24 protein-coding genes are annotated in these 24,873 nt (G+C 59.4%); 16 read left to right on the plus strand and 8 right to left on the minus strand.

The genetic code is table 11. From position 1 onward, the window contains the following. The first annotated feature begins 164 nt into the window (after nt 1–164). Nucleotides 165–881 (plus strand): GntR family transcriptional regulator, encoded by a 717-nt coding sequence (locus tag AF71_RS06510; RefSeq protein WP_169680440.1) that lies wholly within the window; start codon nt 165–167, stop codon nt 879–881. Nucleotides 882–920: 39 nt separating this feature from the next. Beyond that, nucleotides 921–1,595 (plus strand): GntR family transcriptional regulator, encoded by a 675-nt coding sequence (locus AF71_RS06515; protein WP_169680441.1) that lies wholly within the window; start codon nt 921–923, stop codon nt 1,593–1,595. A gap of 11 nt (nt 1,596–1,606) precedes the next feature. Here the strand turns inward: AF71_RS06515 and AF71_RS06520 are convergent, their stop codons facing one another. After that, on the minus strand, nt 1,607–3,496 hold the full coding sequence (locus AF71_RS06520; RefSeq protein ID WP_169680442.1) for a sugar phosphate isomerase/epimerase and 4-hydroxyphenylpyruvate domain-containing protein: 1,890 nt from the start codon (nt 3,494–3,496) through the stop codon (nt 1,607–1,609). Nucleotides 3,497–3,744: 248 nt separating this feature from the next. Between AF71_RS06520 and AF71_RS06525 the strand changes: the two genes are divergently transcribed. From AF71_RS06525 to AF71_RS06555, 7 genes are all read left to right on the plus strand, one after another. Beyond that, the gene (locus tag AF71_RS06525) at nt 3,745–4,575 is read left to right on the plus strand and encodes a transporter substrate-binding domain-containing protein (RefSeq protein ID WP_025661617.1); all 831 of its coding nucleotides are present in this window, start codon (nt 3,745–3,747) and stop codon (nt 4,573–4,575) included. 102 nt (nt 4,576–4,677) lie between these two features. Continuing rightward, entirely contained in the window at nt 4,678–5,121 is a 444-nt protein-coding gene (gene aroQ / locus AF71_RS06530; RefSeq protein WP_169680444.1) for a type II 3-dehydroquinate dehydratase, read from the plus strand. Between the two features lie 9 nt (nt 5,122–5,130). Then, nucleotides 5,131–5,799 (plus strand): amino acid ABC transporter permease, encoded by a 669-nt coding sequence (locus AF71_RS06535; RefSeq protein ID WP_018856115.1) that lies wholly within the window; start codon nt 5,131–5,133, stop codon nt 5,797–5,799. Nucleotides 5,800–5,808: 9 nt separating this feature from the next. Beyond that, nucleotides 5,809–6,450 (plus strand): amino acid ABC transporter permease, encoded by a 642-nt coding sequence (locus tag AF71_RS06540; RefSeq protein ID WP_169680445.1) that lies wholly within the window; start codon nt 5,809–5,811, stop codon nt 6,448–6,450. 32 nt (nt 6,451–6,482) lie between these two features. After that, entirely contained in the window at nt 6,483–7,247 is a 765-nt protein-coding gene (locus AF71_RS06545; protein WP_281412449.1) for an amino acid ABC transporter ATP-binding protein, read from the plus strand. Nucleotides 7,248–7,266: 19 nt separating this feature from the next. Next, nucleotides 7,267–8,343, plus strand: coding sequence for a Gfo/Idh/MocA family oxidoreductase (locus AF71_RS06550; RefSeq protein WP_169680446.1), 1,077 nt, complete (start codon nt 7,267–7,269; stop codon nt 8,341–8,343). Beyond that, entirely contained in the window at nt 8,340–9,170 is an 831-nt protein-coding gene (locus tag AF71_RS06555; RefSeq protein ID WP_025661611.1) for a shikimate dehydrogenase, read from the plus strand. The genes AF71_RS06550 and AF71_RS06555 overlap by 4 nt, the downstream gene beginning before the upstream one ends. Before the next feature lie 88 nt (nt 9,171–9,258). On the opposite strand, the gene AF71_RS06560 is transcribed toward AF71_RS06555, so the two are convergent. From AF71_RS06560 to AF71_RS06580, 5 genes are all read right to left on the minus strand, one after another. After that, a complete protein-coding gene (locus tag AF71_RS06560; protein WP_169680447.1) occupies nt 9,259–9,903 on the minus strand; it encodes an Isoquinoline 1-oxidoreductase subunit in 645 nt (214 codons plus the stop codon). Further along, the gene (locus tag AF71_RS06565; protein WP_169680448.1) at nt 9,903–12,053 is read right to left on the minus strand and encodes a molybdopterin cofactor-binding domain-containing protein; all 2,151 of its coding nucleotides are present in this window, start codon (nt 12,051–12,053) and stop codon (nt 9,903–9,905) included. Before AF71_RS06565 ends, AF71_RS06560 begins: the two co-directional genes overlap by 1 nt. A gap of 4 nt (nt 12,054–12,057) precedes the next feature. Next, complete coding sequence (locus tag AF71_RS06570; RefSeq protein WP_169680449.1) at nt 12,058–12,513, minus strand: (2Fe-2S)-binding protein; 456 nt, start codon at nt 12,511–12,513, stop codon at nt 12,058–12,060. 202 nt (nt 12,514–12,715) lie between these two features. Continuing rightward, complete coding sequence (locus AF71_RS06575) at nt 12,716–13,039, minus strand: DUF6665 family protein (RefSeq protein ID WP_169680450.1); 324 nt, start codon at nt 13,037–13,039, stop codon at nt 12,716–12,718. Nucleotides 13,040–13,123: 84 nt separating this feature from the next. Then, nucleotides 13,124–13,432, minus strand: coding sequence for an MliC family protein (locus tag AF71_RS06580; protein WP_112644491.1), 309 nt, complete (start codon nt 13,430–13,432; stop codon nt 13,124–13,126). A gap of 266 nt (nt 13,433–13,698) precedes the next feature. Here AF71_RS06580 and AF71_RS06585 point away from each other — a divergent pair, with 266 nt between their 5' ends. From AF71_RS06585 to fhuB, 7 genes are all read left to right on the plus strand, one after another. Further along, nucleotides 13,699–13,944, plus strand: a complete 246-nt coding sequence (locus AF71_RS06585; RefSeq protein ID WP_169680648.1) for a DUF3302 domain-containing protein — start codon at nt 13,699–13,701, stop codon at nt 13,942–13,944. Continuing rightward, nucleotides 13,941–14,882, plus strand: a complete 942-nt coding sequence (locus AF71_RS06590) for an efflux RND transporter periplasmic adaptor subunit (protein ID WP_169680451.1) — start codon at nt 13,941–13,943, stop codon at nt 14,880–14,882. Before AF71_RS06585 ends, AF71_RS06590 begins: the two co-directional genes overlap by 4 nt. Before the next feature lie 157 nt (nt 14,883–15,039). Continuing rightward, nucleotides 15,040–16,758, plus strand: a complete 1,719-nt coding sequence (locus AF71_RS06595; protein ID WP_169680452.1) for an ABC transporter ATP-binding protein — start codon at nt 15,040–15,042, stop codon at nt 16,756–16,758. Between the two features lie 78 nt (nt 16,759–16,836). Next, the gene (locus tag AF71_RS06600; RefSeq protein ID WP_169680453.1) at nt 16,837–17,721 is read left to right on the plus strand and encodes an AraC family transcriptional regulator; all 885 of its coding nucleotides are present in this window, start codon (nt 16,837–16,839) and stop codon (nt 17,719–17,721) included. A 188-nt stretch (nt 17,722–17,909) separates the two neighbouring features. Continuing rightward, nucleotides 17,910–20,069, plus strand: coding sequence for a TonB-dependent siderophore receptor (locus tag AF71_RS06605; protein WP_246733594.1), 2,160 nt, complete (start codon nt 17,910–17,912; stop codon nt 20,067–20,069). A 61-nt stretch (nt 20,070–20,130) separates the two neighbouring features. Continuing rightward, entirely contained in the window at nt 20,131–21,018 is an 888-nt protein-coding gene (locus tag AF71_RS06610; protein ID WP_169680455.1) for an ABC transporter substrate-binding protein, read from the plus strand. A 7-nt stretch (nt 21,019–21,025) separates the two neighbouring features. Continuing rightward, nucleotides 21,026–23,008, plus strand: a complete 1,983-nt coding sequence (gene fhuB / locus AF71_RS06615; protein WP_246733602.1) for a Fe(3+)-hydroxamate ABC transporter permease FhuB — start codon at nt 21,026–21,028, stop codon at nt 23,006–23,008. A 134-nt stretch (nt 23,009–23,142) separates the two neighbouring features. On the opposite strand, the gene AF71_RS06620 is transcribed toward fhuB, so the two are convergent. Both AF71_RS06620 and AF71_RS06625 read right to left on the minus strand, forming a co-directional pair. Then, on the minus strand, nt 23,143–23,415 hold the full coding sequence (locus AF71_RS06620) for a DUF1236 domain-containing protein (RefSeq protein ID WP_210258166.1): 273 nt from the start codon (nt 23,413–23,415) through the stop codon (nt 23,143–23,145). A gap of 88 nt (nt 23,416–23,503) precedes the next feature. Beyond that, nucleotides 23,504–24,811 (minus strand): hemolysin family protein, encoded by a 1,308-nt coding sequence (locus AF71_RS06625; RefSeq protein WP_169680457.1) that lies wholly within the window; start codon nt 24,809–24,811, stop codon nt 23,504–23,506. Between the last annotated feature and the right edge of the window lie 62 nt (nt 24,812–24,873).

Raw genomic sequence — 24,873 nt, forward strand, 5'->3', positions numbered from 1 at the left:
GTTGCTAAATTACAGCAAGATGCGATTGCCGTTCCGGCAATGTGAAATGTTTCTTCCTTCGAGCCATGTCTTGACCGCTGCGTGCCGGCCAACTGATTGCGCATTCTAGGCGGATCCGACACCAGACGATCGGCATTGTCTTCGACCTAGTCATGCGGATATATATGACGAAAGGAAAAATATCGGAGATAGACGTGCGGAGAGAGACTGCGGACGAAACTGTCGCTGAAAGCAGCTACAGGCAGATACGGGCGGACATAATCTTCGGCCGCCTTGCGCCGGGCCTGAAGCTCAAGCTTGAGAATTTGAAGAGTGCCTACGAGACGAGCGTCAGCACTCTGCGGGAAATTCTCAACCGCCTGACGTCCGAAGGGCTCGTCGTGGCTGAAGGACAGCGGGGTTTTGAGGTTGCCCGCGTGTCGGTTGCTGACCTGAAAGAGGTTGCGGCTCTCCGTTTGCTTCTCGAAGAGCATGCGCTTGAGCAGTCGTTCGAACAGGGCGATGTAGAGTGGGAAGCGAGGCTGGTGTCTGCCCACTACAAGCTGGCACGCATGGAAGAGGTCATGGCTTCGGGCGATTCCAGCAGGGCGGAAGACTGGAAGCGCTATGACTGGGAGTTTCACCAAGCGCTGATTTCCGCCTGTGGATCGCGTCTGCTCATGGAGACCCATTCGGCCGTCTTCGACAAGTACTTGCGTTATCAGATGGTTGCGCTGTCTTACCGTGGACGTGTTGCCGAGCAGGAACATAGGCAGCTCCTGGAAGCCGCCCTGCAACGCGACAGCAAGACGGCAAAGAAAATCCTGCAGCGTCACATACAAGGCGGCGTCGAGCATGCGCTCGAAAAGGGATCGCTATCGGCCCTTCCGTCACAAACGTGATCGATGCCGACCTGGCGCTTGATCAAAGCAGAGGATCTCATGCTCAAAATTGCTGCTGAAACAGCCGAGACTGTCAGCGACATCGTCTTTCGACAGATCCGTCAGGATATCATTTCGGGGACCTTGGCGCCTGGTGCAAAGATCAAGCTTGAGCAGGCCAAGGAGCGGTATTCCATCAGTGTCTCGTCACTGCGCGAGATATTGAGCCGCCTGACCACGGAGAACCTGGTGTTGGCCGAGGGCCAGCGCGGGTTCGAAGTCAGTCCCGCGACCCGCAAGGAACTCGAGGAGCTTGCCGATCTTCGCACCGTGCTGGAGACGCATGCGATCGGATTGTCCTTTTCGGCTGGAAATCTCGAGTGGGAGGGACGCATCGTTGCCGCCCACCATAAGCTGGCGGCTGCGGAAAAGAAGCTGCTTGCGGGCGATGCCTCGCGTACTATCGACTGGGTTCGCTATGACTGGGAGTTTCACCAGGCGATCGTATCGGCCTGCAATTCGGCCACGCTCATGGCGGCGCTATCTTCGGTGTTCGACAGGTTTCTGCGCTATCATATGCTTGCCCAGAGCTTTCGCGGTCGGGCGGTTGTCGAAGACCACAAGCTCCTCTTCGAACTCGCCTTGAAGCGCGACGTCGAAGGAGCCCGTTCTGTCATCCGCCGACATGTAGAGAGCGGCGTGGCACACGTTCTGAGGAGCGGGCGCATTACCTGACGAGGCGCCGCTCAGACGGCGTCCTTCGGTATGCCCTCGGGCCGCATCTGCTTCTTGAGTGCTGCGATACGGAAAATGGCATTCGGTGCCCCATAGCCCCGATAGCCGCGTCGTTCGACGATTTCGAAGAAGAAGCCCTCACCATAGGTGCCGCTGTAGAGCTGAAAATAGTCTCCGTGCTCGTCACGGTCATAGAGGATGTTTTCTGCTTTCAGGCGCTCGGTCAGATCGGGGTCAAGTCCGAAGCGGGCTTCAATATCATCATAATAGTTGGGCGAGATATGGAGTGGCTTGAAGCCCTGGCTACGGAGTGATCTGGCGGTGACGAAAATGTCGTCGGTGGAAAACGCCAGATGCTGAATGCCCGAACCGAATTTCTCGGCGATGAAGTGCCCCGCCAGCGTACGGCGGTTTTCGGCACCATTCATGGTAATCCGCAGCGTACCGGGCTCATTCTCGACGACCTGGCTACGCACGATGCCGCTCGGGTCGATGATATCGACCATCGGCGTTTTTCTGGTTTCGAAGATCGATGTGTAGAAGAGCAGCCAGGTCAGCATTTCGTCATAGGCAACCGTCTGGGCGACGTGGTCGAACTGCAGCAGTCCGGCGCCAACGATGCCGCTTTCATCCGAAACCGCCTCGAAGTCGATCTCCGGGAACCGGCCAAGCGGGCTCGTGTCGTCGATGAGGTAGATCAGGCCGCCGCCGACACCCCGGACAGTGGGAAATTCGAGCTCCCCAGCGACAACAGGCTGTCGGAATGGTTCTGCGTCCAGGGCAAGGGCACGCTGATAGGCCTTTGCGGCATCCTCGACATTGAGTGCGATCGCATAAGCAAATGTGCCGTGGACCGCATAGGCTGCGCTGGCAAAGCCAAGCGGATCTGTGTTGACCAGAATGCGAATGCTGCCCTGTTCGAACAGCGTGACCTTCTTGGACCGATGGATTGCCGTCTCGCGGAAACCGAGGGTCCGCAAGAGGGAGACCAGTTCGACGGACTCGTCTGTGTCCGTGGCGAATTCGACGAAGCCGACGCCCTTGACCACTGCCCGCTCCGGCATGGCGGCGCCGATCGGGGTATGGACATTGCGACGAACCTGATCTGCCAGATAGATCAGGGAGCGATGGCCATCGGCAGCGATGGCCCGCGTCGAGCCGCCGCGGAATTGATCGTTGAAGATCTCGAGCGAGAAATAGCCGTCATACCCGGTCGAGGCGACCGCCTCGGTGAACGCTGTCACCGGCAGATCGCCCTCGCCTGGCATGTTGCGAAAATGGCGGCTCCAATAGAGCAGATCCATGTCGATCAGCGGCGCATCGGCGAGCTGGACGATGAAGATCTTCTCCTTTGGAATGGAGCGGATCGAGTTGATGTCGATCTTGCGCGAGAGCGAATGGAAGCTGTCGAGGATGAGCCCGACATTCGGATGATCGGCACGCCGCACGATTTCCCAGGCATCACGGTGGTCATTGACATAGCGCCCCCAGGCAAGCGCTTCATAGCCCACCTTGAGGCCGCGCCTAGCGGCTCGTTCACCCAGTTCGTGAAAGTCGGCGGCCGCGCGATCAATGCCGCCAAGGGCCGCCTGCGAGACATTCGAGCAGACAAGAACCATGTCGGTTCCGAGCTCCTGCATGACGTCGAACTTACGCTCCGCCCGATCGAAGGTGCGGCTTCGAAGCGCATCGGGCATGCCTTCGAAATCGCGAAAGGGCTGGAAGAGCGTGATCTTGAGCCCCAGATCGCTCGCCATCTTGCCAACATCGGCGGGGCTTCCATCAAAGGCAAGGAAGTCGTTTTCGAAAATTTCCACGCCATCGAACCCTGCTCGTGCAATGGCCTCAAGCTTGTCGGGCAGTTCACCGCTGAGCGTCACCGTCGCAATCGAGGTCTTCATAACCCAATACCTTTCCGTTGGCGCCACGAGAGCGCTGCGAGCAGCCGATTTCGCCTCATGCGCAGCCCCCGATCATGGCATTATGTCAAATGTCGTGAGCATTTCAAATCAATTGGTCAAATCAAAAGTCTCATATGATTTTCAAAAACTCGGTTGATTTGCGCACGATCCTCTGGCAAAAAGCTGAACATGCAGTCGGGAGAGGAAGACTGTTGGGTCCAAGCGACCGTTCAAAGGAGGAGGAATCAATGTTCAAGTCGATGCTGACGCGCCGAAACGCGATGCTGGGTGTCGCTGCTGTCGTGGCTGCGATCGGGCTCGCCACCCCCGCTGCCGCAGTCACCCCCGAAGAAATCAAGGCCAAAGGAAAGCTCGTCGTTGGCATTCAGGGCGACAACCCGCCATGGGGCTTCGTGACATCAGGCGGCAAGCAGGACGGCCTCGATGCCGATATTGCAACGCTTTACGCAAAGGAACTCGGCGTCTCTGTCGAGTTCGTGCCGTTGGAAGTCAACAACCGCATTCCCGCCCTGACAACTGGTCGTGTCGATGTTCTCTTCGCGACGATGGCCATGCTGCCGGAGCGTGCCAAAGCCGTTCAGTTCAGCAAGCCCTACGTTGCCAACGCCATCGTGCTGATTGCGCCGAAGTCCATGTCGGTCAAGACGAATGATGACATGGCCAATCTTTCGATTGGCGTTGCCAAGGGTGCGGCTCAAGATACCCAGGTCACCAAGAATGCACCCCAGAGCGCCACGATCCGCCGCTTCGACGGTGATGCGCCCAGCGTCCAGGCGCTTGTGTCCGGCCAGGTTCAGGCGCTTGGCGGCAACATCTTCTACATGGACCGTGTCGAAAAGGCTCGTCCAGGCGAGTTCGAAAACAAGCTTGAGTTCCAGAAGCTTTACAATGGCGCTTGCACGCGGCTTGGCGAGAAGGAAATCAACGCTTCGATCAATGCCTTCATCGACAAGATCAAGGCCAATGGCGAGCTCAAGAAGATCTACGACAAGTGGATGAAGGTGCCGGTTCCGGAATTCCCCGCGAGCCTCGAAGGCATTCCGTTCACCGCAAACTGAGCCACAGCGCGTGAGCAAAAGCAAACTGGCGGGCGTTTCGATGCCCGCCGACGGTGTCGCGACGCCGAACGCACGGCTTTGCGCGTTTCGAGGAGCGCAATCATGAACAAGACGATTTTTGTGCTCAACGGGCCAAACCTGAACCTGCTCGGACAGCGCGAGCCCACCATCTACGGCACGACAACGCTTGCGGACATCAAGGAAAAATGCCTCGCCAAGGCGAATGACCTCGGATTCGACGTCGACTTTCGCCAGACAAATTTCGAGGGCGAACTGGTGGAGAGCGTGCATCAGGCCCGCAACGAGGCCTGCGGCATCATCATCAACCCGGCGGGCTACACGTTCACGTCGATCGCGCTACTCGACGCGCTGAAGACGTTCGATCACCCGAAGATCGAGCTCCACATTTCGAACGTGCATGCGCGCGAGAGCATCTACCATAATTCCCTTATCTCTCGCGTCGCGACGGCAATCATGATCGGCTTTGGAGCGGCTGGTTATGAATTGGCGATCCAGGCCATGGCTGGCATGGTCGGACGCGATTGAGGAGACGCGATGAACTACACGCTGGATTTCACGCCTGTCATTGACGGCCTGCCAAGCCTGCTGCTTGGCTGTCTCGGCACGTTGCTGCTTGCAATCTGTGGCATGCTGCTGGCAATCGTGATCGGCATAGGCGGTGTGGCCTTGCGGGATTCTCGCTACAAGCCGCTGCGCTGGCTGGTGATCAGCTTTGTCGAGCTCATCCGCAACACGCCGTTCCTGGTTCAGATCTTCTTCCTGTACTTCGCCCTTCCCCTTGCAGGCATCAGGCTCGATCCGACGCCAACAGCGATCATTGCTCTTGGGATCAACGGCGGCGCCTACGCCATCGAGATTATCCGCGGTGGCGTCCAGTCGATTTCCAAGGGCCAGATGGAGGCCGGCCTCGCTCTTGGCCTGCACAAGGCGCAGGTCTTCCGGCTGATCATCCTCAAGCCGGCGCTCAGGGCGATCTATCCATCGCTGACCAGCCAGTTCGTGTTGCTGACGCTGTCGACCAGCATTGCCTCGGCAATTTCTGCCTATGAGCTCACCTCGGTTTCGCAGCGCATCGAGTCCGAAAGCTTCCGCAGCTTCGAGGTCTATTTCACGGTGACGGTTTTCTACCTCGTCATTTCCTGGCTGATGATGCGCCTCTTTGCGTTCTTTTCGGCACGTTACTTCACCTATCCGGTCAAGTAGGAGCAATCGATGGGCAGCGAAGAATTCGTCTTCCTTCTGATCGGTCTGAAATGGACGGTCGTCTTGTCCGCGGTTGGCTTTGTCTGCGGATGCGTTGCCGGGCTTGGTGTGGCGCTCGCCCGGACTTCGGAAATTCCGCTGCTGGTACGAGTGACGGCCGGCTACATCGCGGTCTTCCAAGGCACTCCTCTCCTGATGCAGCTCTTCGTGGTTTATTACGGCCTTGCCCTCATCGGCTTCAAGCTCGATGCCTGGGTGGCAGTTGCCATCGGTCTGACCCTGCATGCCAGCGCCTATCTGGGCGAAATCTGGCGCGGCTCGATCGAAGCGGTTCCGCGCGGCCAGAGCGAGGCCGCAAGAGCACTCAGCCTCAAATATGTCTCGCGCATGAGGGACGTGATCCTGCCACAGGCACTGCGCATCTCGCTGCCGGCAACAATCGGTTTCCTGGTGCAGTTGATCAAGGGAACCTCGCTCGCCTCCATCGTCGGCTTCACGGAGCTTACCCGCGCCGGCAACATCATTTCCAACCAGATCTTCGAGCCGCTGACGGTCTTCGGGATCGTAGGCGCACTGTATTTCCTGATGTGCTGCCCGCTGACGATCTTCGGTGCCCGTCTTGAACGGAAGTTCGCCGCGGCATCGCGGTGATCTCCGGCGACGACCACGAAAGAGACGGAACCATGAACAGTCCTTCGCCCGCATCGACCGCCGAGACCATGATCACCATGAGCCACGTGGAGAAATGGTATGGCGCCTTTCAGGCCCTGCACGACATCAACCTGTCCGTTCGCAAGGGCGAGAGAATCGTGCTCTGCGGCCCCTCCGGCAGTGGAAAATCGACGCTCATCCGCTGCATCAACCATCTGGAGACCTATCAGAAGGGCGAAATCCGCGTCGGCGGCATCCTGCTCGGAAACCAGGCAAAGGCGATCGATGCGATCCGCCGCGACGTCGGCATGGTCTTCCAGCAGTTCAATCTCTTTCCGCATCTGACCGTGCTGCAAAACTGCATGCTGGCACCGATGCGGGCGCTTGGCATCGGAAAGGCGGAGGCAGAGGACCGCGCACGCTCTCTGCTCGCCCGCGTCAAGATCCTCGAACAGGCCGGCAAATATCCTGTGCAGCTTTCCGGCGGCCAACAGCAGCGTGTCGCGATTGCGCGGGCGCTCTGCATGCGGCCGAAGATCATGCTCTTCGATGAGCCAACCTCGGCACTCGATCCGGAGATGGTCAAGGAAGTCCTCGACACCATGATCAGCCTTGCTGACGAAGGCATGACGATGGTCTGCGTGACGCATGAAATGGGCTTCGCCCGGCAAGTTGCAAACCGCGTCATTTTCATGGCGAGCGGCGCGATCGTCGAGGAAGCGCCACCCGGGGAATTCTTCACCAACCCCCGCCATGAGCGCACACGCAAATTCCTCGGTGAAATCCTGCGCAACTAGGATCTGTGAGGGAATTTTCATGTCAGCACAATCTCAGACGCCTCCCCTGAAGATCGCGGTGATGGGTGCCGGTCTTATCGGAAGGCGCCATATCGAAGGCATTCTGGCCGAGCCGCGCACGACACTATCGGCAGTGATCGATCCCTCCGATGCCGGGCGCGACTTTGTGACAAGCAAGGGTGCTGCATGGTTTTCAACGTTTGCCGAAGCCATAGCACGCGACCGACCGGACGGCGTCATCGTTGCCACCCCGAACCAGCTTCATGTCACCAACGCCCTTAATGTCATCGCCGCAGGAATTCCGGTCCTTGTCGAAAAGCCGATTGCTGACAAGGCGCAAGCAGCGGTGGCTCTCGTCGCTGCAGGTTCAAAGGCAGGTGTCCCTATCCTAGTTGGTCACCATCGCCGCCACAACCCGATGATACGACAAGCAAAGCAAATCCTGGACAGTGGTCGGCTCGGGAAGATCCTGACCGTTCAGGGAACATTCTGGGTTGCCAAGCCGGACGGTTACTTCGATGTCTCCTGGCGCCGGGCGGAAGGTGCAGGGCCGGCCTTCATCAACCTGATCCATGACGTTGATCTCTTCCGCTATTTCTTCGGAGAGGTGGAAGCTGTCCATGCGATGGAGGCGAATTCGGTCCGCATGCACTCCGTCGAGGATAGCATTGCTGTCCTGCTTCGTTTCGCGAGCGGTGTCCTTGGAACGTTAAATGCATCCGACGCCGTCCCGTCTCCCTGGAGCTTTGAGATGACGACGGCAGAGAACCCCGCCTTTCCGCAGCAGGATCAATCTTGCTACCAGATCGGTGGGACCGGAGGATCGCTCGCCATTCCCCAGCTTACGCTTTGGACCAATGCGTCGAAACCGGATTGGCTGGAGCCGCTTGTCCAAGAGCGCGTGCCATTTGAACCAGCCGACCCGCTGGCGATACAGCTTCGTCACTTCTGCGACGTCATTCGCCGCGAGGCAGAACCGCTTGTTAGCGGAGCGGAAGGTCTCGCCACCTTGCGCGTCATCGAGGCGATCAAGTCATCCGCGCGCTCGGGCGAAACGATCCAGCTGGGTGAACACAGTGTGAGGCCCCTGATATGATCACCGGAACCACAAAGCTTATCGCGCACCTCGGCTATCCGACAGAATCCTTCAAGGCACCCCTCATCTACAATCCCTATTTCGAAAAGAGCGGCATCGACGCTGTCGTCGTACCGATGGGCTGCAAGCCGGAAGACTATCCTTCGTTTCTCAAGCTTATCTTCAGGCTCTCGAACATCCATGGTGCCCTCATCACCATGCCGCACAAGATTACGACGATCGGATTGCTCGATGGGGTCTCGACCAACGCCAAGGTTGCCGGCTCCTGCAATGCCGTACGACTTCAGCCGGATGGCAAGCTAATCGGCGATATGTTCGATGGTGAAGGCTTTGTCCGCGGCTTGTTGCGCAAGGGACAATGGGTGGCGGGAGCCCAGGTGCTGATCGTGGGTGCTGGCGGCGTCGGCTCCGCGATCGCTGCCTCGTTGGCAGGAGCCGGCGCGCGACGGATTGCGCTTTACGATGACAACCCCGCTACGTCAGCGGGACTCGGCAACCGGCTGAAGACACACTACCCAATGACTGAGGTGAGCATGGGTTCAACCGATCCAGCCGGTTTCGACATCGTCGTCAACGCGACCCCCCTCGGGATGAGAAAGGACGATCCCCTGCCGCTTGACGTATCGCGCCTTTCACCCACCACTTTCGTCGGCGAAGTCGTCATGAAAGAGGAAATCACGCCGTTTCTCGCGGCAGCCCGCGAACGGGGGTGCGCCTTTCAGGTCGGGACGGACATGCTGTTCGAGCAAATACCGGCCTATCTGGAGTTCTTTGGCTTTCCCACGACAAGCGCAGAATACCTGCGGTCGATCGCACAGCTTCCGTAGGAAAGCTGCCGCAGGCGTCAGTAACGGGTGCAAACTGCTTGCAACTGAAGAGCCGAAACGGGCCCTGTCGCCGAAGAGCGGCAAGAGATCAATCGGGACATTCGGCACCTGTGTTCGTCCACGCGGCGATCAGGGCGGCAAGTGCCTCCTGTGAGCCGGGAGGTGTGCTACGTCCCGCGCCCGGATGCCATGCCCACCCTACCAGATGGTCTTCACCCATGTGGCGAACGAGATCGGCATGAGACCGATTGCCGTTCCGGCTCGTGTCTTGCACCTGCCTGCATATTTCACCCACCGTTAGCCCTTGCCATGCCATACTGGCCGGTGCCAGCGACCAGTGCGCATTGCCCGGAATGGATTTCAGGCGGCTGCCAACGATCGGACGGTTCTCGGCACCGTGGCACGTGCTGCAGGCAAGCCCCGGCGGGCCCAACGGACCTTGGCTGGCGTTCATCAATGGCACATGCGGATGTTTGTCTTCACCTTGCGTCGGGCTACGCGTCGCCGGGTGGCAGTTGATGCAGCGCGGATGCGTCAGGACCCGGCTCGCCTCTTCGAAGATGGCCTTCGAGCGCGCGCTGGTGTCCGCGATGGCATCAAAGTCGGAGACGGCCTTGAGGGCTCCGCCGTCCGATGTTTCGGCGTAGCCGTTCAGGGGGCCGACAAGGGCAGCAATAGCTGCCGTGCCGAGAATGGCGGCCAACGGCACAGCGACGATCCGCTTCTTCACCATCACACCCTCCGCAAGTCGTTCTGGTCGATTGGCAGCGAGCGCAACCGCTTGCCGGTTGCCATGAAGATCGCATTGAAAAGCGATGGCGCGACACCGGGTGTGCCGACCTCCCCTATGCCACCTGGGGCCTCGGAACTCGGCACGATATGGACCTCGATCTTCGGCGTCTCGTATATTCTGAGAACCGGAGAGTCATCGAAATTGCCTTCCACGACAGCACCATTGCGGACCGTGATGCGACCGTAGAGGGCTGCACTCAGCCCGTAGATGATGCCGCTCTGTATCTGGGCTTCCACCGTGTCAGGATTGATCACCTGGCCGCAATCGACGGCACAAACGATACGGTCGGTCTTGAGCGTGCCGTCCTCTCCGACGCTTACCTCCGAGATCGTGGCTGCAAAGCTACCAAAATCCTCCGAAATGGCGATACCTCTTCCCTTTCCCTGCGGAAGGGTGGTTGACCAACCGGCCTTCTCCGCCGCGAGATTGAGCGCTGCGAGGAGACGCGGCTTATGCTCAAGCAGCCGCCTGCGGTATTCGAGCGGATCAATGTTCGCGACGTGGGCCAACTCGTCAATCCCGCCTTCAATGACGGGGATGTTGCGTGTCGCGCCGACGCCGCGCCAGTTGCCCGTCAGCATTCCATCAGGCGCCTCGTGTCGGGCGAATTCCGTATATTTGTTAGGGATTGCATAGGGCGACTCCGCGCCGCCCATGCTATCGAGGTCAATACCGTCACGGGTGAAAGCCGGCAGCCAGCGCGCCATGACGGACGGCCCAATCACCCGGTGCCGCCAGGAAACGGGCATGCCGTCGGCACCGAGTGTTGCCGTGACCTTGCTGTAGTTGAGATAGCGGTAACAGTCGTGGCGGATATCTTCCTCGCGGCTCCAGGTGACCTTGACTGGGCCCTGCACCTGCTTGGCGATCTTCGCCGCCAGAATGACGCCGTCGACATCAAGCCGGCGCCCAAAGCCGCCGCCCAAAAGATGATTGTGTACGATGACCTTGTCCAAGGGCAGCCCCGTCACATCGGCGACGGCCTGCCGCGCACGTCCGAGGACCTGGGTTCCCACCCACACGTCGCAACCGTCGCTTCGGACGTGGAGCGTGCAGTTCATTGGCTCCATCGCCGAATGCGTGAGGATCGGCAGGCGGTAGATGAACTCAACGGGAGGTCCGTGCTCGGCCTCCGCCTTGGCGACGTCGCCTTCATTTATGTGTGGCAGAGCATTGCCGCTGATGGCATCTTCCATGCGCTTTTCGAGATCGGCAAGCGAGAGATCCCCGCTGACGCCCGGATCCCATTCAACGGAAAGTGCTGCCAGCCCCTTGCGTGCGGCACCCGTATTGTCGGCCACGACCGCGACCGCATCCTCAATGCGCACGACCTGCTTGACGCCCTTTACCGCCATGGCCGGTCCGTCGTCGACCGAACGCAGCTTGCCGCCAAAATGGGGACAGATGGTGATTGCGGCGTAGGACACGCCTTCCGGACGGGCATCGATACCGAACTTCGCGGTACCGTTGACCTTCTGCGGACTGTCCAGACGCTTGATAGATTGGCCGATCAGCTTGAAGCTCGACGCAGGCTTCAATGGCATTTCCTGCGGAACAGGCTGCAACGCAGCAGCCTGAATCAGGCTGCCATAGGTACTCCGGCGGTCACTCGCCGTATGGACGACGTGTCCCGCCTCGGCTTTGCAGCTATCCGGTTCCACACCCCAACCACGGGCACCAGCATTCACGAGCATGATGCGCGCAGCGGCTCCCGCCTTGCGCATCTGGTCGTAAACGGCGCGAATGGCAAGGGAACCGCCAGTGATCTGATCGCCCAGCAAGGGGTTCGAATACAGCGTGGGATCGGCAGGCGCATGCTCGAGGACCACCTGATCGAGAGGGACTTCCAGCTCTTCCGCCAACAGCATCGCAACCGAAGTGTAGATCCCTTGTCCCATCTCTACGGAGGGCATGACCAGGACAATCTTGCCTTCGGCAGGGATTCGAATGAAGGCGTTGGGCTCAAACGCCTCTGCTGCGTATGAGGGTGAAGGGCGCAGGCCAATGACGAGGCCCGCTCCCGTTAGCGATGCGCCGATCAGAAAGTGCCGGCGTGAGACGGAAAGGTTGATTTTGTCGTGAAGAGACATCACATCACCCCGCCGCAGCAAGCTTGATCGCGGCTCGAATGCGCGGATACGTGCCACACCGACAGATATTTCCGGCCATGACCGCATCGATATCATCGTCTGTCGGCGACGGATTTGCCGCCAGCAGCGCTGTCGCGGACATGATCTGTCCAGACTGACAATAACCGCATTGAACGACATCGATGTCGAGCCAGGCTTTCTGGATCCGTGCGCCTTCGGCAGTCTCGCCAATCGCCTCGATGGTGGTGATCGACTTGGACACCGCATCGGCAACCGGCATCACGCACGACCTGACTGACACGCCATCGACATGCACCGTGCAAGCACCGCACATGGCAATGCCACAGCCGAATTTCGTTCCGGTGAGACCTATGCTGTCGCGAAGAACCCATAGAAGCGGGATATCGCCATCCACATCGACGGCGTATTTCTTACCATTCACCTCGAGATCGTAAGACATACAACTACCGGCTGAAAGCCGTCCCCCAACGCACATGCAGCTCAGGCAAGCTAGCAGCAAAGCGGGGAAATCCGCCAGTTACATTCTTGTGAATGTTAGGATACGGCGCAACCACAAGGAACATGGTCGGCAGCCTCGGCCATTGCAGAGCTCGCGAGGGCGCAACGCCAGGTTTCGCGATGGGGGTTCGACAACATGCTTGTCATTTGTGGGCTGCGCCAACCCTTGCAAGAACCTCGCCGGGTATCTGATAAAGCCTTATCACATCCCTATCATTGTGGAAGCCGCACATCTCGCGCTGGATGAACAAGGCCCAGACGGCGTCGGAAGCGTCATCGAGGAGGGTTTGTCTGTCGGTCCCGCAATCGGTCTCCGGCGACCAGGAGGCAAGCCTGGCCAACGCGGCCTCCGTCTTGCGGCCCTGGCGGCCCAATGCGTCCGCCCGCGCGGAAGCGAGTTCGTATTCCAAGGGGCTCAACCCGGTGCTCGACTGTCCTGAGATTGATCGTGGCGGCCTGAGACTCACGATTGCCTCCTTTTCCCGGATATTCAGGTCACCCTGCACCGTGCGATGCGCTGCGGCGACCTTCCCCGACGCCTAGCAACAGGCTCAGTCGGCGTGACACGTTTCTCGCTTCCCTTCGCGCGTCAATGTGGCTTCCTTGCCCTTGATCCAGAATTCCATATCGCTATTGGCGTAACGGCCGCCATCGGCCGAAACGACCTGCGGCAGTATGATCAAGCGTCGTGCGCCCGCAAAGACAAGGATGACACTTCCCGGCGACACATTAGGCGAGGAAAAAGTTGCGCTGAGACGCGTACCGGTCGAGCACTCGTAGTGCGCTTCGATCGGGCCGGGACTGGCCGCGAAAGCCGGAAGCGCAACAAGCGCAAACATCACGGTCGTCCTCGCGGGCATCACGCCTCCTTCGCCGGCGGACACATTTCATCTAATCGAGCCAATTTAACGCGGCTCCGCTCGTGAAGGAAGAGGTGCATCCTTAGCCTTCTCCCGAGGCCGGGTTCGGCTTTTCAGACGCACGCGGACTCTCAAAGAGCCGATGCGCTTGTCCAGACGCCCATCGCAATGGTCAGGCGAGCAGCGTTTACGAGTGCGTTTACCGTTGTGTACTTCCGTTACGGCTTGAACGAGACCAGGCTTCCGCAGGATCAACAAGAGATGACATCATGATCATAGATATCTTCGCCTGGATCGTGCTCGTCGTGCTGACGGCCAGTACTGCTTTCGTTATCGTCTTTATGGCGATGCTTCCCGGCATTATCGCCAAGCGCCGGAACCATCCCTGGAAGGATGCGGTCGCCGTCGGCGGCTGGGTTACGCTCTTTCTCGGCTTCGCGCTTTGGCCCCTCGTCCTGATCTGGGCCCATGTTGACGTTCCGCATGCCTCGAAGCCGGAGGCACTGCGATGATCGTCGTACTTCTCAACGTCTATCTTGTTATTCTCTTTTGCCTCGTGAAATTCCGGATCGTACCCTTCAATCTGTTCTGGAAAGTCTCGCCGGTCCTGGTCCTTCTGTTCCTCCTCATCGGGCTGTTCGTCCCAATGGGCTGGGGCGTGCCGCAGGGCAAGGTGCTGGTGGTACGCAATTCGGTCGCAATCGTCCCCGATGTCGCCGGGGAGGTCACGGAGGTGCCGGTGATAGCCAATACCCCGCTCAAGGCCGGCGACATTCTCTTCAAGATCGACCCATTGCCCTATCAAGCGAAGCTCGACGCCTTTCAGGCACAGCTGGACCTCAACAAGCAAAGACTGGCAGAGACGACACGGCTGCAGACAAGCGGTGCCGGTCGAACCTATGACGTCGAGCAGCGCCAGGCCGAGGTCGAACAGCTGACGGCCCAAATAGCGGGCGCTCAATGGGATCTCGACAAGACGGTGGTGCGTGCGCCGGCTGACGGCTACGTCACCAATCTTGCGCTTCGCAAGGGAGCGCGTGTTACCAGCCTGCCGTTGTCTCCAGTCATGGCGTTCATTGACACCTCGGACACCATCATCGGCGTTGAGATTCCGCAGATCAACGCGCGCTATATCGAGCCTGGCCAGATTGTGGAGGCAACTTTCAAGTTCGCTCCAGGTAAGGTCTATACCGGCAAGGTCGAAAGCGTGATCCAGGCCGTCGCCAGCGGCCAGGTCCGAACGTCAGGCACGGCAATCGCACCCACGGCCATTCAGAGCCTGCCGTTTGTCGTTCGCATTCGTCTCGATGATCCGGCTCTTGCTGCCGCCCTGCCCGCCGGCAGCACCGGTGACGCAGCAATCTTTACCGATCATGTCAAGGCAGCGCATGTGATCCGCCGCGTCTTGCTTCGCCAGGTTGCGATCACCAATTACATCAATCCGCTGTAACCTGGCCCTTTGTGGGCTCGAACCGCTTCGTATTGCTTTTGGTCGCGCAACGCTCTATCAGCCGGGCGGCTCCACAATATGGAGAAATCCAGTCATGTTTTTACGATGCGGGCTCTTGGCCGACCAGTCCAATCCCCATTCGTTTGCGAGTATTTGAATGCTGCGTCGCTTCTTCTCCTATTACCGGCCCTATCGAGGCCTTTTCATTCTCGATTTCTCCTGTTCGATTGTTTCGGGGCTGCTCGAACTCGGCTTTCCCATGGCCGTGAAGTTGTTCGTCGACCGGCTTTTGCTCAGCCAGGAATGGCTGCTGATCCTGCTAGCGTCTGCCGCCCTTCTTGCGATCTATGTAATCAACACCGGTCTGATGGCGGTCGTCACCTATTGGGGCCATATGCTCGGCATCAATATCGAAACCGATATGCGTCGTGCGGCGTTCAATCATATACAGAAATTGTCGTTCAGCTTTTTCGACAACCAGAAGACCGGGCACATCGTCGGGCGGCTGACGAAGGATCTTGAAGAGATTGGCGAAGTCGCCCATCACGGGCCTGAGGATCTGTTCATCGCCCTGATGACTTTTGCCGGCGCCTTGCTGCTGATGTTCTCGGTCAACTGGCAACTGGCGCTGATAACGGCTGTCGTCGTGCCGCTGACGGCCTGGGTGACGAGCCACTTCGGTAGCCGCATGACCCAAAATTTCCGGCGCCTCTTTGAGCGGGTTGGCGACTTCAACACGCGGATCGAGGAAAATGTCGGCGGTATCCGCGTGGTGCAGGCCTTCGCCAACGAGAACCACGAGCGCACACTTTTCGAAAAAGACAATCAGAACTACCGGCGCGTCAAGCTCGACGCCTACAAGCTCATGGCAGCGAGCAGTTCACTGAGCTACATGAGCATGCGGCTGACGCAGATGGTGGTGATGATCGCCGGGGCCTATTTCGTGCTTTCCGGTACCCTGACGGCCGGCGGCTTCATCGGCTTCCTGCTTCTGGTTGGCGTCTTTTTCCGTCCTGTCGAAAAGATCAACTCGGTCATTGAAACCTATCCAAAGGGAATCGCCGGTTTTCGCCGGTTCACCGAGCTTATCGATACCGAGCCGGATATCGCCGATGCGCCGGACGCCATTGCGGTTGATCACCTCAAGGGCGCCATCGCCTATGAGGATGTCTCTTTTGGATACAATCCGGAAGCGCCCGTGTTCGAGCATGTCGATCTGACGATCGATGCCGGAGAAACGATTGCCTTCGTCGGCCCTTCGGGGGCCGGAAAGACGACTATCTGTTCGCTGCTGCCGCGTTTCTACGAGGTCGGCGGTGGCCGCATCACGATTGACGGCGTCGACATCAGGGATATGACAAAGGTGTCGCTGCGCCAACAGATCGGCATCGTACAGCAGGACGTTTTCCTCTTCGGCGGCACGATTCGCGAGAACATCGCCTACGGCCGTCTGGGCGCCAGCGAAAAGGACATCCTCGAAGCCGCCAGGCGGGCGAGGCTGGAAGAGATGCTTGCGGGCCTTCCCGCCGGTCTCGATACGGTCATCGGCGAGCGCGGCGTCAAGCTTTCAGGCGGCCAGAAGCAGCGCGTCGCGATTGCCCGCATGTTCCTGAAGAACCCTCCGATCCTGATCCTCGACGAAGCGACGTCTGCTCTCGATACGGAGACGGAACGAGCAATACAGCGATCGCTGAGCGAATTGTCTGAGGGACGCACGACGCTGGTCATCGCTCATCGGCTTGCCACCATCCAGGGCGCGGATCGCATTGTCGTCGTCGACGCCAACGGAATTGTTGAGCAAGGCACCCATCAGGACCTCATCGCCAAACGCGGCGCATACAACCGTCTGCATGACGCGCAGATGAGGAGCCACTGAAAAACAAAAACGTGGCGATTGATGCGATGCAATAAACTTGATAATTACGCACATGTTTTACGCCTACAGGACATCGCCATGACATTTCAGCCGCGCATGCAGAACGCGATCGAGGGTTTCTCGGTCGTTGGCGGGCTCAGGCGTCGCAACTGGAACGGCATTACCGCCGATCTCTGGGATGTCGAGTGCAGCGCTTACGCGGGTGGTCACTACGTGGCACGCGATCCGCGTCTCTTCATCCTTCTCGACCATCTCGGACGCGGCCGCCCCTCCGTCAAGCTTTCCTCGACCGCCGCCGGCGCTCCCCAAGACCGACGGGCGAGCCCGATTTCCTATATCCCGGCGGAGATGGAGCTCTGGGTAGACATCAGAGACGTGCAATCGATGCGCCATCTCGATATCCATTTCGATGCCGACGTCCTCGGCCAGCGGCTGATGGAGGATATCGATCCGCAAAAGCTGAAGGATCCGCAGTTGCTCTTCTTCGACCAGCGGATCATGGCCCTCGCAGAGCTCATCGCTTCGGAGATTGCAAGCGCTGCTCCACTCCACGATCTCTATGGCGACGGCCTGGCGCTTTCACTACTGATCGACGTCCTGAAGATGGCAAAGACGACGCCGCGCAAACGCGGTGCCCTGGCTTCGTGGCAGTTGCGGCGCGCCACCGAGTTCATCGAGGACAACTGCGCCCGCAACATACGTCTCCACGAGCTGGCGGAACTGACGGGGCTATCACAGTCGCATTTCAGCCATTCGTTCAAGGCCTCTACCGGCACGAGCCCGCATGATTGGCAAATGAATGCCAGGCTTGAGCGAGCCAAGCAGCTGCTCCGCCATGAGGCGCAGGCGTTGACAGCCATCGCGGCAGAGACCGGCTTTTCCGATCAGGCGCATTTCACCCGTGTCTTTCGCAAACATCTCGGCACGACACCGGCTCGCTGGCAGAGATCGCAGTGCAAGTGATGCATTTTTGCAAAGATCTGCCCACGAATTTTGGAAACGCCCAAAATCATTCAATCGCCACCGATCGCGCCAAGCCTGGCCATTAAATTTGAGTTAATCGCTCATCTTATTAAGCCGACGCCTAACGGCGGCCGACGAATAGCATGAGTGGGGTCTTTGGAATGCATGAAGTAAAAGGTTTACAGCGCATGCGACGCGCTCTGGGCACGAGCGTAGCGATGATTGGTCTTTGCGCCGCAGCGGCGGCGCAGGCAGAGAGCGCCGACACAGCGCTTGCGCCGATCGTCGTTCAGGGCCAGAGCGTCGGCAACGGCGCTATCGGGCCGGTAAAGGGCTACGTCGCCAAGGAAACGACGACGGGATCCAAGACCGACACGCCGCTCAACGAAGTTCCGCAGGCTGTGTCCGTCATCGGAAGGCAGGAAATGGACGACCGCGGCGTCGTCAACAAGGTCGACGAGGCGTTGCGCTATACGCCCGGTGTCACGGCTGCTCCTTTCGGTGTCGATGCCGACACCGACTGGATTTATATTCGCGGTTTCGACGCGACGCAGACTGGCGTCTATCTCGACGGACTGCAGCTCTTTACCTATGGCTTCGGTGGCTTCCAGATCGATCCCTTCATGCTGGAGCGGGTTGAGGTGCTGAAGGGTCCGGCATCGGTGCTCTATGGCGGAGGCAACGCTGGCGGCATCGTGAATTATGTCCGCAAACGCCCCACGGACGAGCCCTTCTACTACACCGAGGCAGGCATCAACACCGACGGAAATGCCTTCACCGGCTTCGATATATCGGACAAGCTTGGCCAAAGTGACACGGTAACCTATCGCCTCACAGGCAAGATCGCGGGTGGCGACAACTATTCGGACTTCTCCCACGACCTGCGCGGATTCGTCATGCCGCAGGTGACCGTCTCGCCCGACGATGGCACGACGCTCACGGCCTGGGCCTATGCGGGAGCGCTTAATCAGGTTCACGTCGGCAACGGATTTTTCCCCTATGTCGGGACCGTGGTCGATGCTCCATTTGGCAAGATCGATCGCGCCTTCTTCCCTGGTGAACCGGACATCGATACCGGCAGATATGACCAGCAGATGGGGGGCTACGAGTTTGAACACGAGTTCGACAGCGGTATCAAGTTCTCATCGAATGCCCGCTATGGCCACCTGCAGAAATACGAGGTGGGTCCCTACGCCTATGGCTATGTCAATACAACGGACCCTCTCGATCCGGGCTATTTCCAGCTCAATCGTCTCGGCTTCGAAGGGCATTCCGAGGTCGACACGTTCGCAATCGACAACCATCTGGAAGGCGACTTTCAGACTGGCGCCCTCGATCACGAGGTCATGGTCGGCCTCGACTACAAGTACTATCAGCTCGACAACGTGCAGGCATCCACGCTCGCCACGTCCATTGACCCGGTCAACCCCGTCTATGGTGCCCCGCAGCCGATCAACCGGATTTACAGCAACCAGCTGATCACCCAGCAACAGCTCGGCATCTACGCACAGGACCAGATCCGCTTCGACGACGGCTGGCTCATTACGCTCAACGGGCGCTACGATTTCGTCAATACCGACACCGACAACCGCCCGACGGCCTACAGTTCGACCAATAGCAGCTATAGCTACGACAACTCGGCGGCCAGCGGCCGCATCGGCATCGCCTACGAATTCGACAATGGTCTCACGCCTTACGCCAGCGTGGGCACCTTCTTCAATCCAACGGTCGCTCCGAGCGCCACCCCGAACAATGAACCGGAAGAAGGCGAGCAGTACGAAATTGGCCTGAAGTACGACCCGACCTTTATCGACGGCACATTCACGGCCTCCCTCTTCCAGTTGAACCGTCGCAACGTCGTCGTGACTGACCCGGCGACTTTCCTTGCCAATCAGATCGGCGAAGTCGAATCCCGCGGTATCGAGCTGGAGGCCAAGGTCAACCTCAACGACAATTGGAAGCTTCTCGGCTCGTTCTCCTACACCGATCTCGAAGTGAAGGAGGACATTGTCGCAGCCTATGTTGGCAAGAAGCCCTATCTAGTACCCGATATGACCGCCGCACTGTGGGTCGACTATACCGTAACGCAGGGCGCATTGGAGGGTGTCAGCGTCGGAGGCGGCGTGCGTTACCAGGGCGAAAGCTGGGCAGATCGGCTGAACACGTTGAAGGTTCCTGATGCAACCGTGTTTGACGCGGCGATCCGCTACAAGAAGCAAGGCTGGGAAGGCTCCGTCAACGTCACCAACCTCTTCGACAAGGAATATGTGAAGGGCTGCGGCGGCGAATTCACCTGCGGCTACGGCGACGCGCGCACCGTATGGTTCAAGTTGAGCAAGACCTGGTAACCCGTTGTTTTGATGATCGCTTTCAGGGAGGCCTGGCTTGGGCCTCCCTTACTGACTGGAGATGAAATTGAGCGCAGCACGGCTCACACGCAGGACCTTTCTGGCCGGAGCAGCCACGCTTGTCGGAGGCGTAGCGCAAGGTCAGCCGTTCCAGCCGAGGGTTGCCACGCTCGACTGGGCGCTCCTGGAAACGCTGCTCGCGATCGGCGCCAATGTGGTCGCGGCAACGGAACTGCGCCAGTTCCGACAGGTCGCCGTAACGCCTGAAGTGCCTGATACAGTCGCCGATCTCGGACTTCGCGGGACGCCGAACCTGGAGGTCCTGCGCTTCGCGCGCCCCGACGTGATCTTCAATTCCAACTTCTACGCCTGGGCCGATGCGCTGATGAGCCGTATCGCCACGGTCGAAAGCCACGCGATTTACATGCCGGGAAAGAGCCCGTACAGGCTGGCCGAACAGGCAACGCTCGCGATCGGAGAGCGTCTGGCGCTCCCGGCGGCCGGAAAACTGGTGGAAGGTGTTGCGACAAAACTCGATCGCTACAAGTCTCAATTCGCCGCCAACGGCGATGGACGTTCCGTCCTGCCGATCAATCTCGGCGATGCCCGCCACTACCGGGTGTTCGGTTCCGACAGCATGTTCGGCGAGGTATTGCAGCGCGTCGGCATTGCCAATGCCTGGGCCGGTGCCACAAGCTACTCCGCTACGGCACCTGTCGGCATCGAGACCTTGGCATCCACGCCGGACGCATGGATCATCCTCATTCCGCCGCATCCGCAAGACGCGTTCGAAGCCCTCACCGGAAGTGCATTCTGGAAGGCTCTTCCGGCCGTGCGGGAGAACCGCGTCCTGACCCTCGGTTCGGTCAACCCCTATGGCGCGCTTCCAGCCGCAAGTCGCTTCGCTGACTTTCTCGCCGAAGGATTTTCCCGTGTCCGAAACGGCTAGCCTTTCAATGCCGTATATATATTCACGCAAGGCGATCATCCCGGCCTTGGCGCTTGCCTTTGCATGCGTTGCAGCTTTTGCCCTGCTTTTGATCTTGCGCCCTCAGGTGCCTGGCGATCCCGAGCAAGCCAAGACGCTTGATGCCATCCTTTTCTGGAGCAGCCTCATGCCGCGGGCTGCGATCGCGCTGATTTCGGGCGCAGCACTCGGTCTTGCAGGCGCACTTCTGCAGCGCATTCTGCGCAACCCGATAGCCGACGCCTCGACGCTCGGTATCGCTTCTGGCGCACAACTGGCGCTGACGCTTGGTTTGAGCATCTCGCCCATCCTGGCCGGTGTCTCGCGCGAACTTGTCGCCTTTGCCGGTGGCCTTTGCGCCGTTGGCCTTGTGCTCGCCTTGAGCTGGCGCCGCGGTCTCGATCCGGTCACCGTTGCAATCTGCGGCATGATCGTCAGCATGGTTTCAGCCTCGCTCAGTGTCACGCTGACATTGGCGCGGGGCGAGTATGCCATGTCGATCCATATCTGGGGCGCCGGTGCCCTAAACCAGCAGGATTGGGCCGGCGTGGCTTCGCTTGCACCCCAGCTTGCTGCTGGCATGCTCGCCGCTCTGCTTCTCTTCAGGCCGCTCAATGTGCTTGCCTTGGACGATGCGAGCGCCAAGGGTCTCGGCGTTTCGCTGCACGCCGTACGGTTCGCGGTCCTGATGATTGCCGTATGGCTTTCGGCCTCCGTTACGGCCACAGTCGGCATCATCGGTTTCCTCGGGCTTGCCGCACCCGCGATTGCGCGGCTCTGCGGCGCCCGCACCACGCGTCAGGTGATGACAACGGCGCCCCTTGCCGGTGCTGCTGTGCTGTTTCTGACGGATTGTCTGACGCAGTTGCTTGGTCCCGGCTTTTCCGACCTTGCGCCGACAGGAGCTGCTACCGCCCTCATCGGTGGCCCTCTGCTGCTGTTTTTGCTGCCGCGCGTGCACGGGCGGGCGGTGCCCACGTCAACGTCGAACGGGCCCGCGCGACGTCTGTCGCGACGGGCATTGGCGCTTCTGCTCCTCAGTGTCGCCTTTCTGGTTGTCTTCCTGGCTGTTCTTGTCGTTGGACCGACCGATGGCGGCTGGCAAATTGCCGTCGGCTCGCTACTTTCAGATCTTTTGCCGTTCAGGCTGCCGCGGATTGTCGTGGCCGCCGGAACAGGCGCGATGCTCGGCGCGGCCGGCTTCGTCATGCAGCGCGTGACCGGCAATCCGCTCGCAAGCCCCGAAGTGCTCGGTGTCTCTTCCGGCGCCGGGGCTGGACTGACGGTGACGCTGTTCGTATTCGCCTTCCCTTCTCCGGCGATCATGATCGCCGGCATGTCGCTTGGCGCACTCGTCTCATTCCTGGCCATGATCGCCATTGCGCGACGCGCTGGCCTATCGGCGGACGTGCTCCTGCTTTCAGGCGTCGCCATCAGCGCTTTTTGCCTTGCAATCATCAGCGTGGTGCTTTCGCAAGGCGACATGCGAAGCTACATTCTTCTGACCTGGATTTCGGGCTCGACCAACCGCGCCGGCACGTTCGAAGCCTGGACCGCGATCATCTCACTGGCCGTTCTGACAGCACCGCTCTTCCTGATGACACGCTGGTTTGCCATCCTGCCGCTTGGCGCGGGGCTGGCGCGCAGTGTCGGACTTCGTGTCACATCGACACGGTTTCTGCTTGCCGCACTCGCCGCTGCAATGACGGCGATCTCTTCCTTCCTCATTGGACCGCTCAGTCTGACCGGCCTGATTGCACCCCACCTATCGCGGTTGATCGGCTTTCACCGGAGCCGCGACCATCTGCTCGCAGCCATGCTTATCGGCGCCGGTCTGTTGGTACTGGCCGACTGGTTATCCCGCGTCATCATATACCCCTACCAGGTTCCCGTCGGCCTGTTCGCCGCGCTAATCGGAGGGCCATATCTTCTTTGGCTTCTCGGTCGAAAGGAACCGCTTGCCTCATTCTAAATCGTTGCGGCGCTCCAACTGCGCCAAGAAGATCACTTGCACACGGCAACATCGACCAAGGCTACATTGCGTAACGGCAGGGCCGATGTATCCGCGTGCAAGTGTGGTGTCAGCTGTCGCCGACAACCGATTGATTACCTGATGACTTCGATCACGCGATGGGTATGCGGATCAACGATGACACGTTGATTGTTGACCACGGTGTAACCGTATGCATCGTTGCTGGGGATGGTGTGGATTTCTACCGAAGACGGCAATTCCGTCCCGACGATGATGTCGCCATCATAAACGACCGACGGAACCTCTTGTTCGGTTATGTAGGTCCTCACCTCGCCAGGCACGGTCACGACCGTGGTCTGAGCCGAAGCGGGAGCGGCCAACACAAGTCCTGTGATTGCTGCTGTCATGAGAGCTTTGATATCTACCTCCATGTGTGAAAAGGGGAACTCCCCTTTCACGTGAAGGTTCTCTCACGACGAGCAGCGCCGATCGGCATTATTGGAGCGTTCGGCTGGCGTCCCCTGGGGGCACTTCGGCGGTCAGGAGGAGCTTGTCGATCCTGCGCCCGTCAAGATCGACGACCTCGAATCGCCAGCCGTTCATGACAAAGCTTTCGCCCACTTCCGGCAGGTGCTTCATCTCCTCCAGTACGAGTCCGGCAACCGTCTGATATTCCCGGTCGTCCTCGACCTGGAAGCTCATGAAGTCGGCAAACTCGTCGATCGGCGTCCAGCCGGATACGAGATAGCTGCCGTCGTGGCGGCGAACGATGGCCTTCTCTCCAAACGCGTCCTCCTGAACGGCGCCCAAGATTGCTTCCAGAATGTCGCCAGAGGTAATCACGCCTTCGAAGTGGCCGTATTCGTCGTAGACCAGCACCATGTGGCAGGGTGAGCGACGAATGGCCTGGATGACGTCAAGCGAGCCCGACAAGTCCGACACAATCGGCACTTCCTTGGTGAGGGTGGCGACGTCGGCATAGCCGGACGAAGCAATTGCGTCGTAGAAGTCCTTGGTCAAAAGCACCCCGATGATCTCATCGGAGCTGTTTCTGCGCACCGGCAATCGCGCCTGAACGCTCCGGCGGAGCTGATCTCGGATCTCATCGAAACCGTCCTCGACGTCGATCACCTCGACATCCCGGCGAGGTGTCATCAAGGCTCTGGCACTTCGGTCCGCCAGCCTCATGACGCCGGAAATCATCGCCGACTCTTCCGTCTCAATCACACCGGCGCTCTGCGCTTCTGCCAGGACGGTCTTGATTTCCTCGTCGGTGACCATATCGGCGGACTTGCCCGATTGACCAAGAACACGAAGGATGAGGCGACCGGAAGCGTCGAGGAACCAGACGAGTGGGGCGGCCAGGCGCGACAGGAACATCATTGCCGGGGCGACTTTGCTTGCCACTGTCTCCGGCGCGCGAAGCGCGATCTGCTTCGGCACCAGCTCACCGACAATCAGCGACAGGTATGTGATTGCGACAACGACCGAGCCGACCCCAAGCGCATCGGCAGCGGCCGGTGAAAGGCCGTGCGTGCCGAGCCAGCCGGCAAGTCTCGCACCAAGCGTCGCACCTGAGAACGCACCGGACAGCACGCCGACGAGGGTAATGCCGATCTGCACGGTCGACAGGAACCGCCCTGGCTCCTCGCCCAGTCGGATGGCAATGGCGGCCCCACGACTTCCCTGGTCGGCCAGCACTTTGAGGCGTGCGGGACGCGAGGATACGACCGCGAGTTCCGACATGGCAAGGACGCCATTCAAGATGGTGAGAATGGCAACGATTGAAATTTCGAGAAGCAAAAAAGGAACCCTGTAATTTTCGAAACTACGGGAAACATAGGCATTCTCCCACAGAACACCAG

The sequence above is a fragment of the Rhizobium sp. 57MFTsu3.2 genome, assembly GCF_012932765.1.
GTDB lineage: Bacteria > Pseudomonadota > Alphaproteobacteria > Rhizobiales > Rhizobiaceae > Rhizobium > Rhizobium altiplani.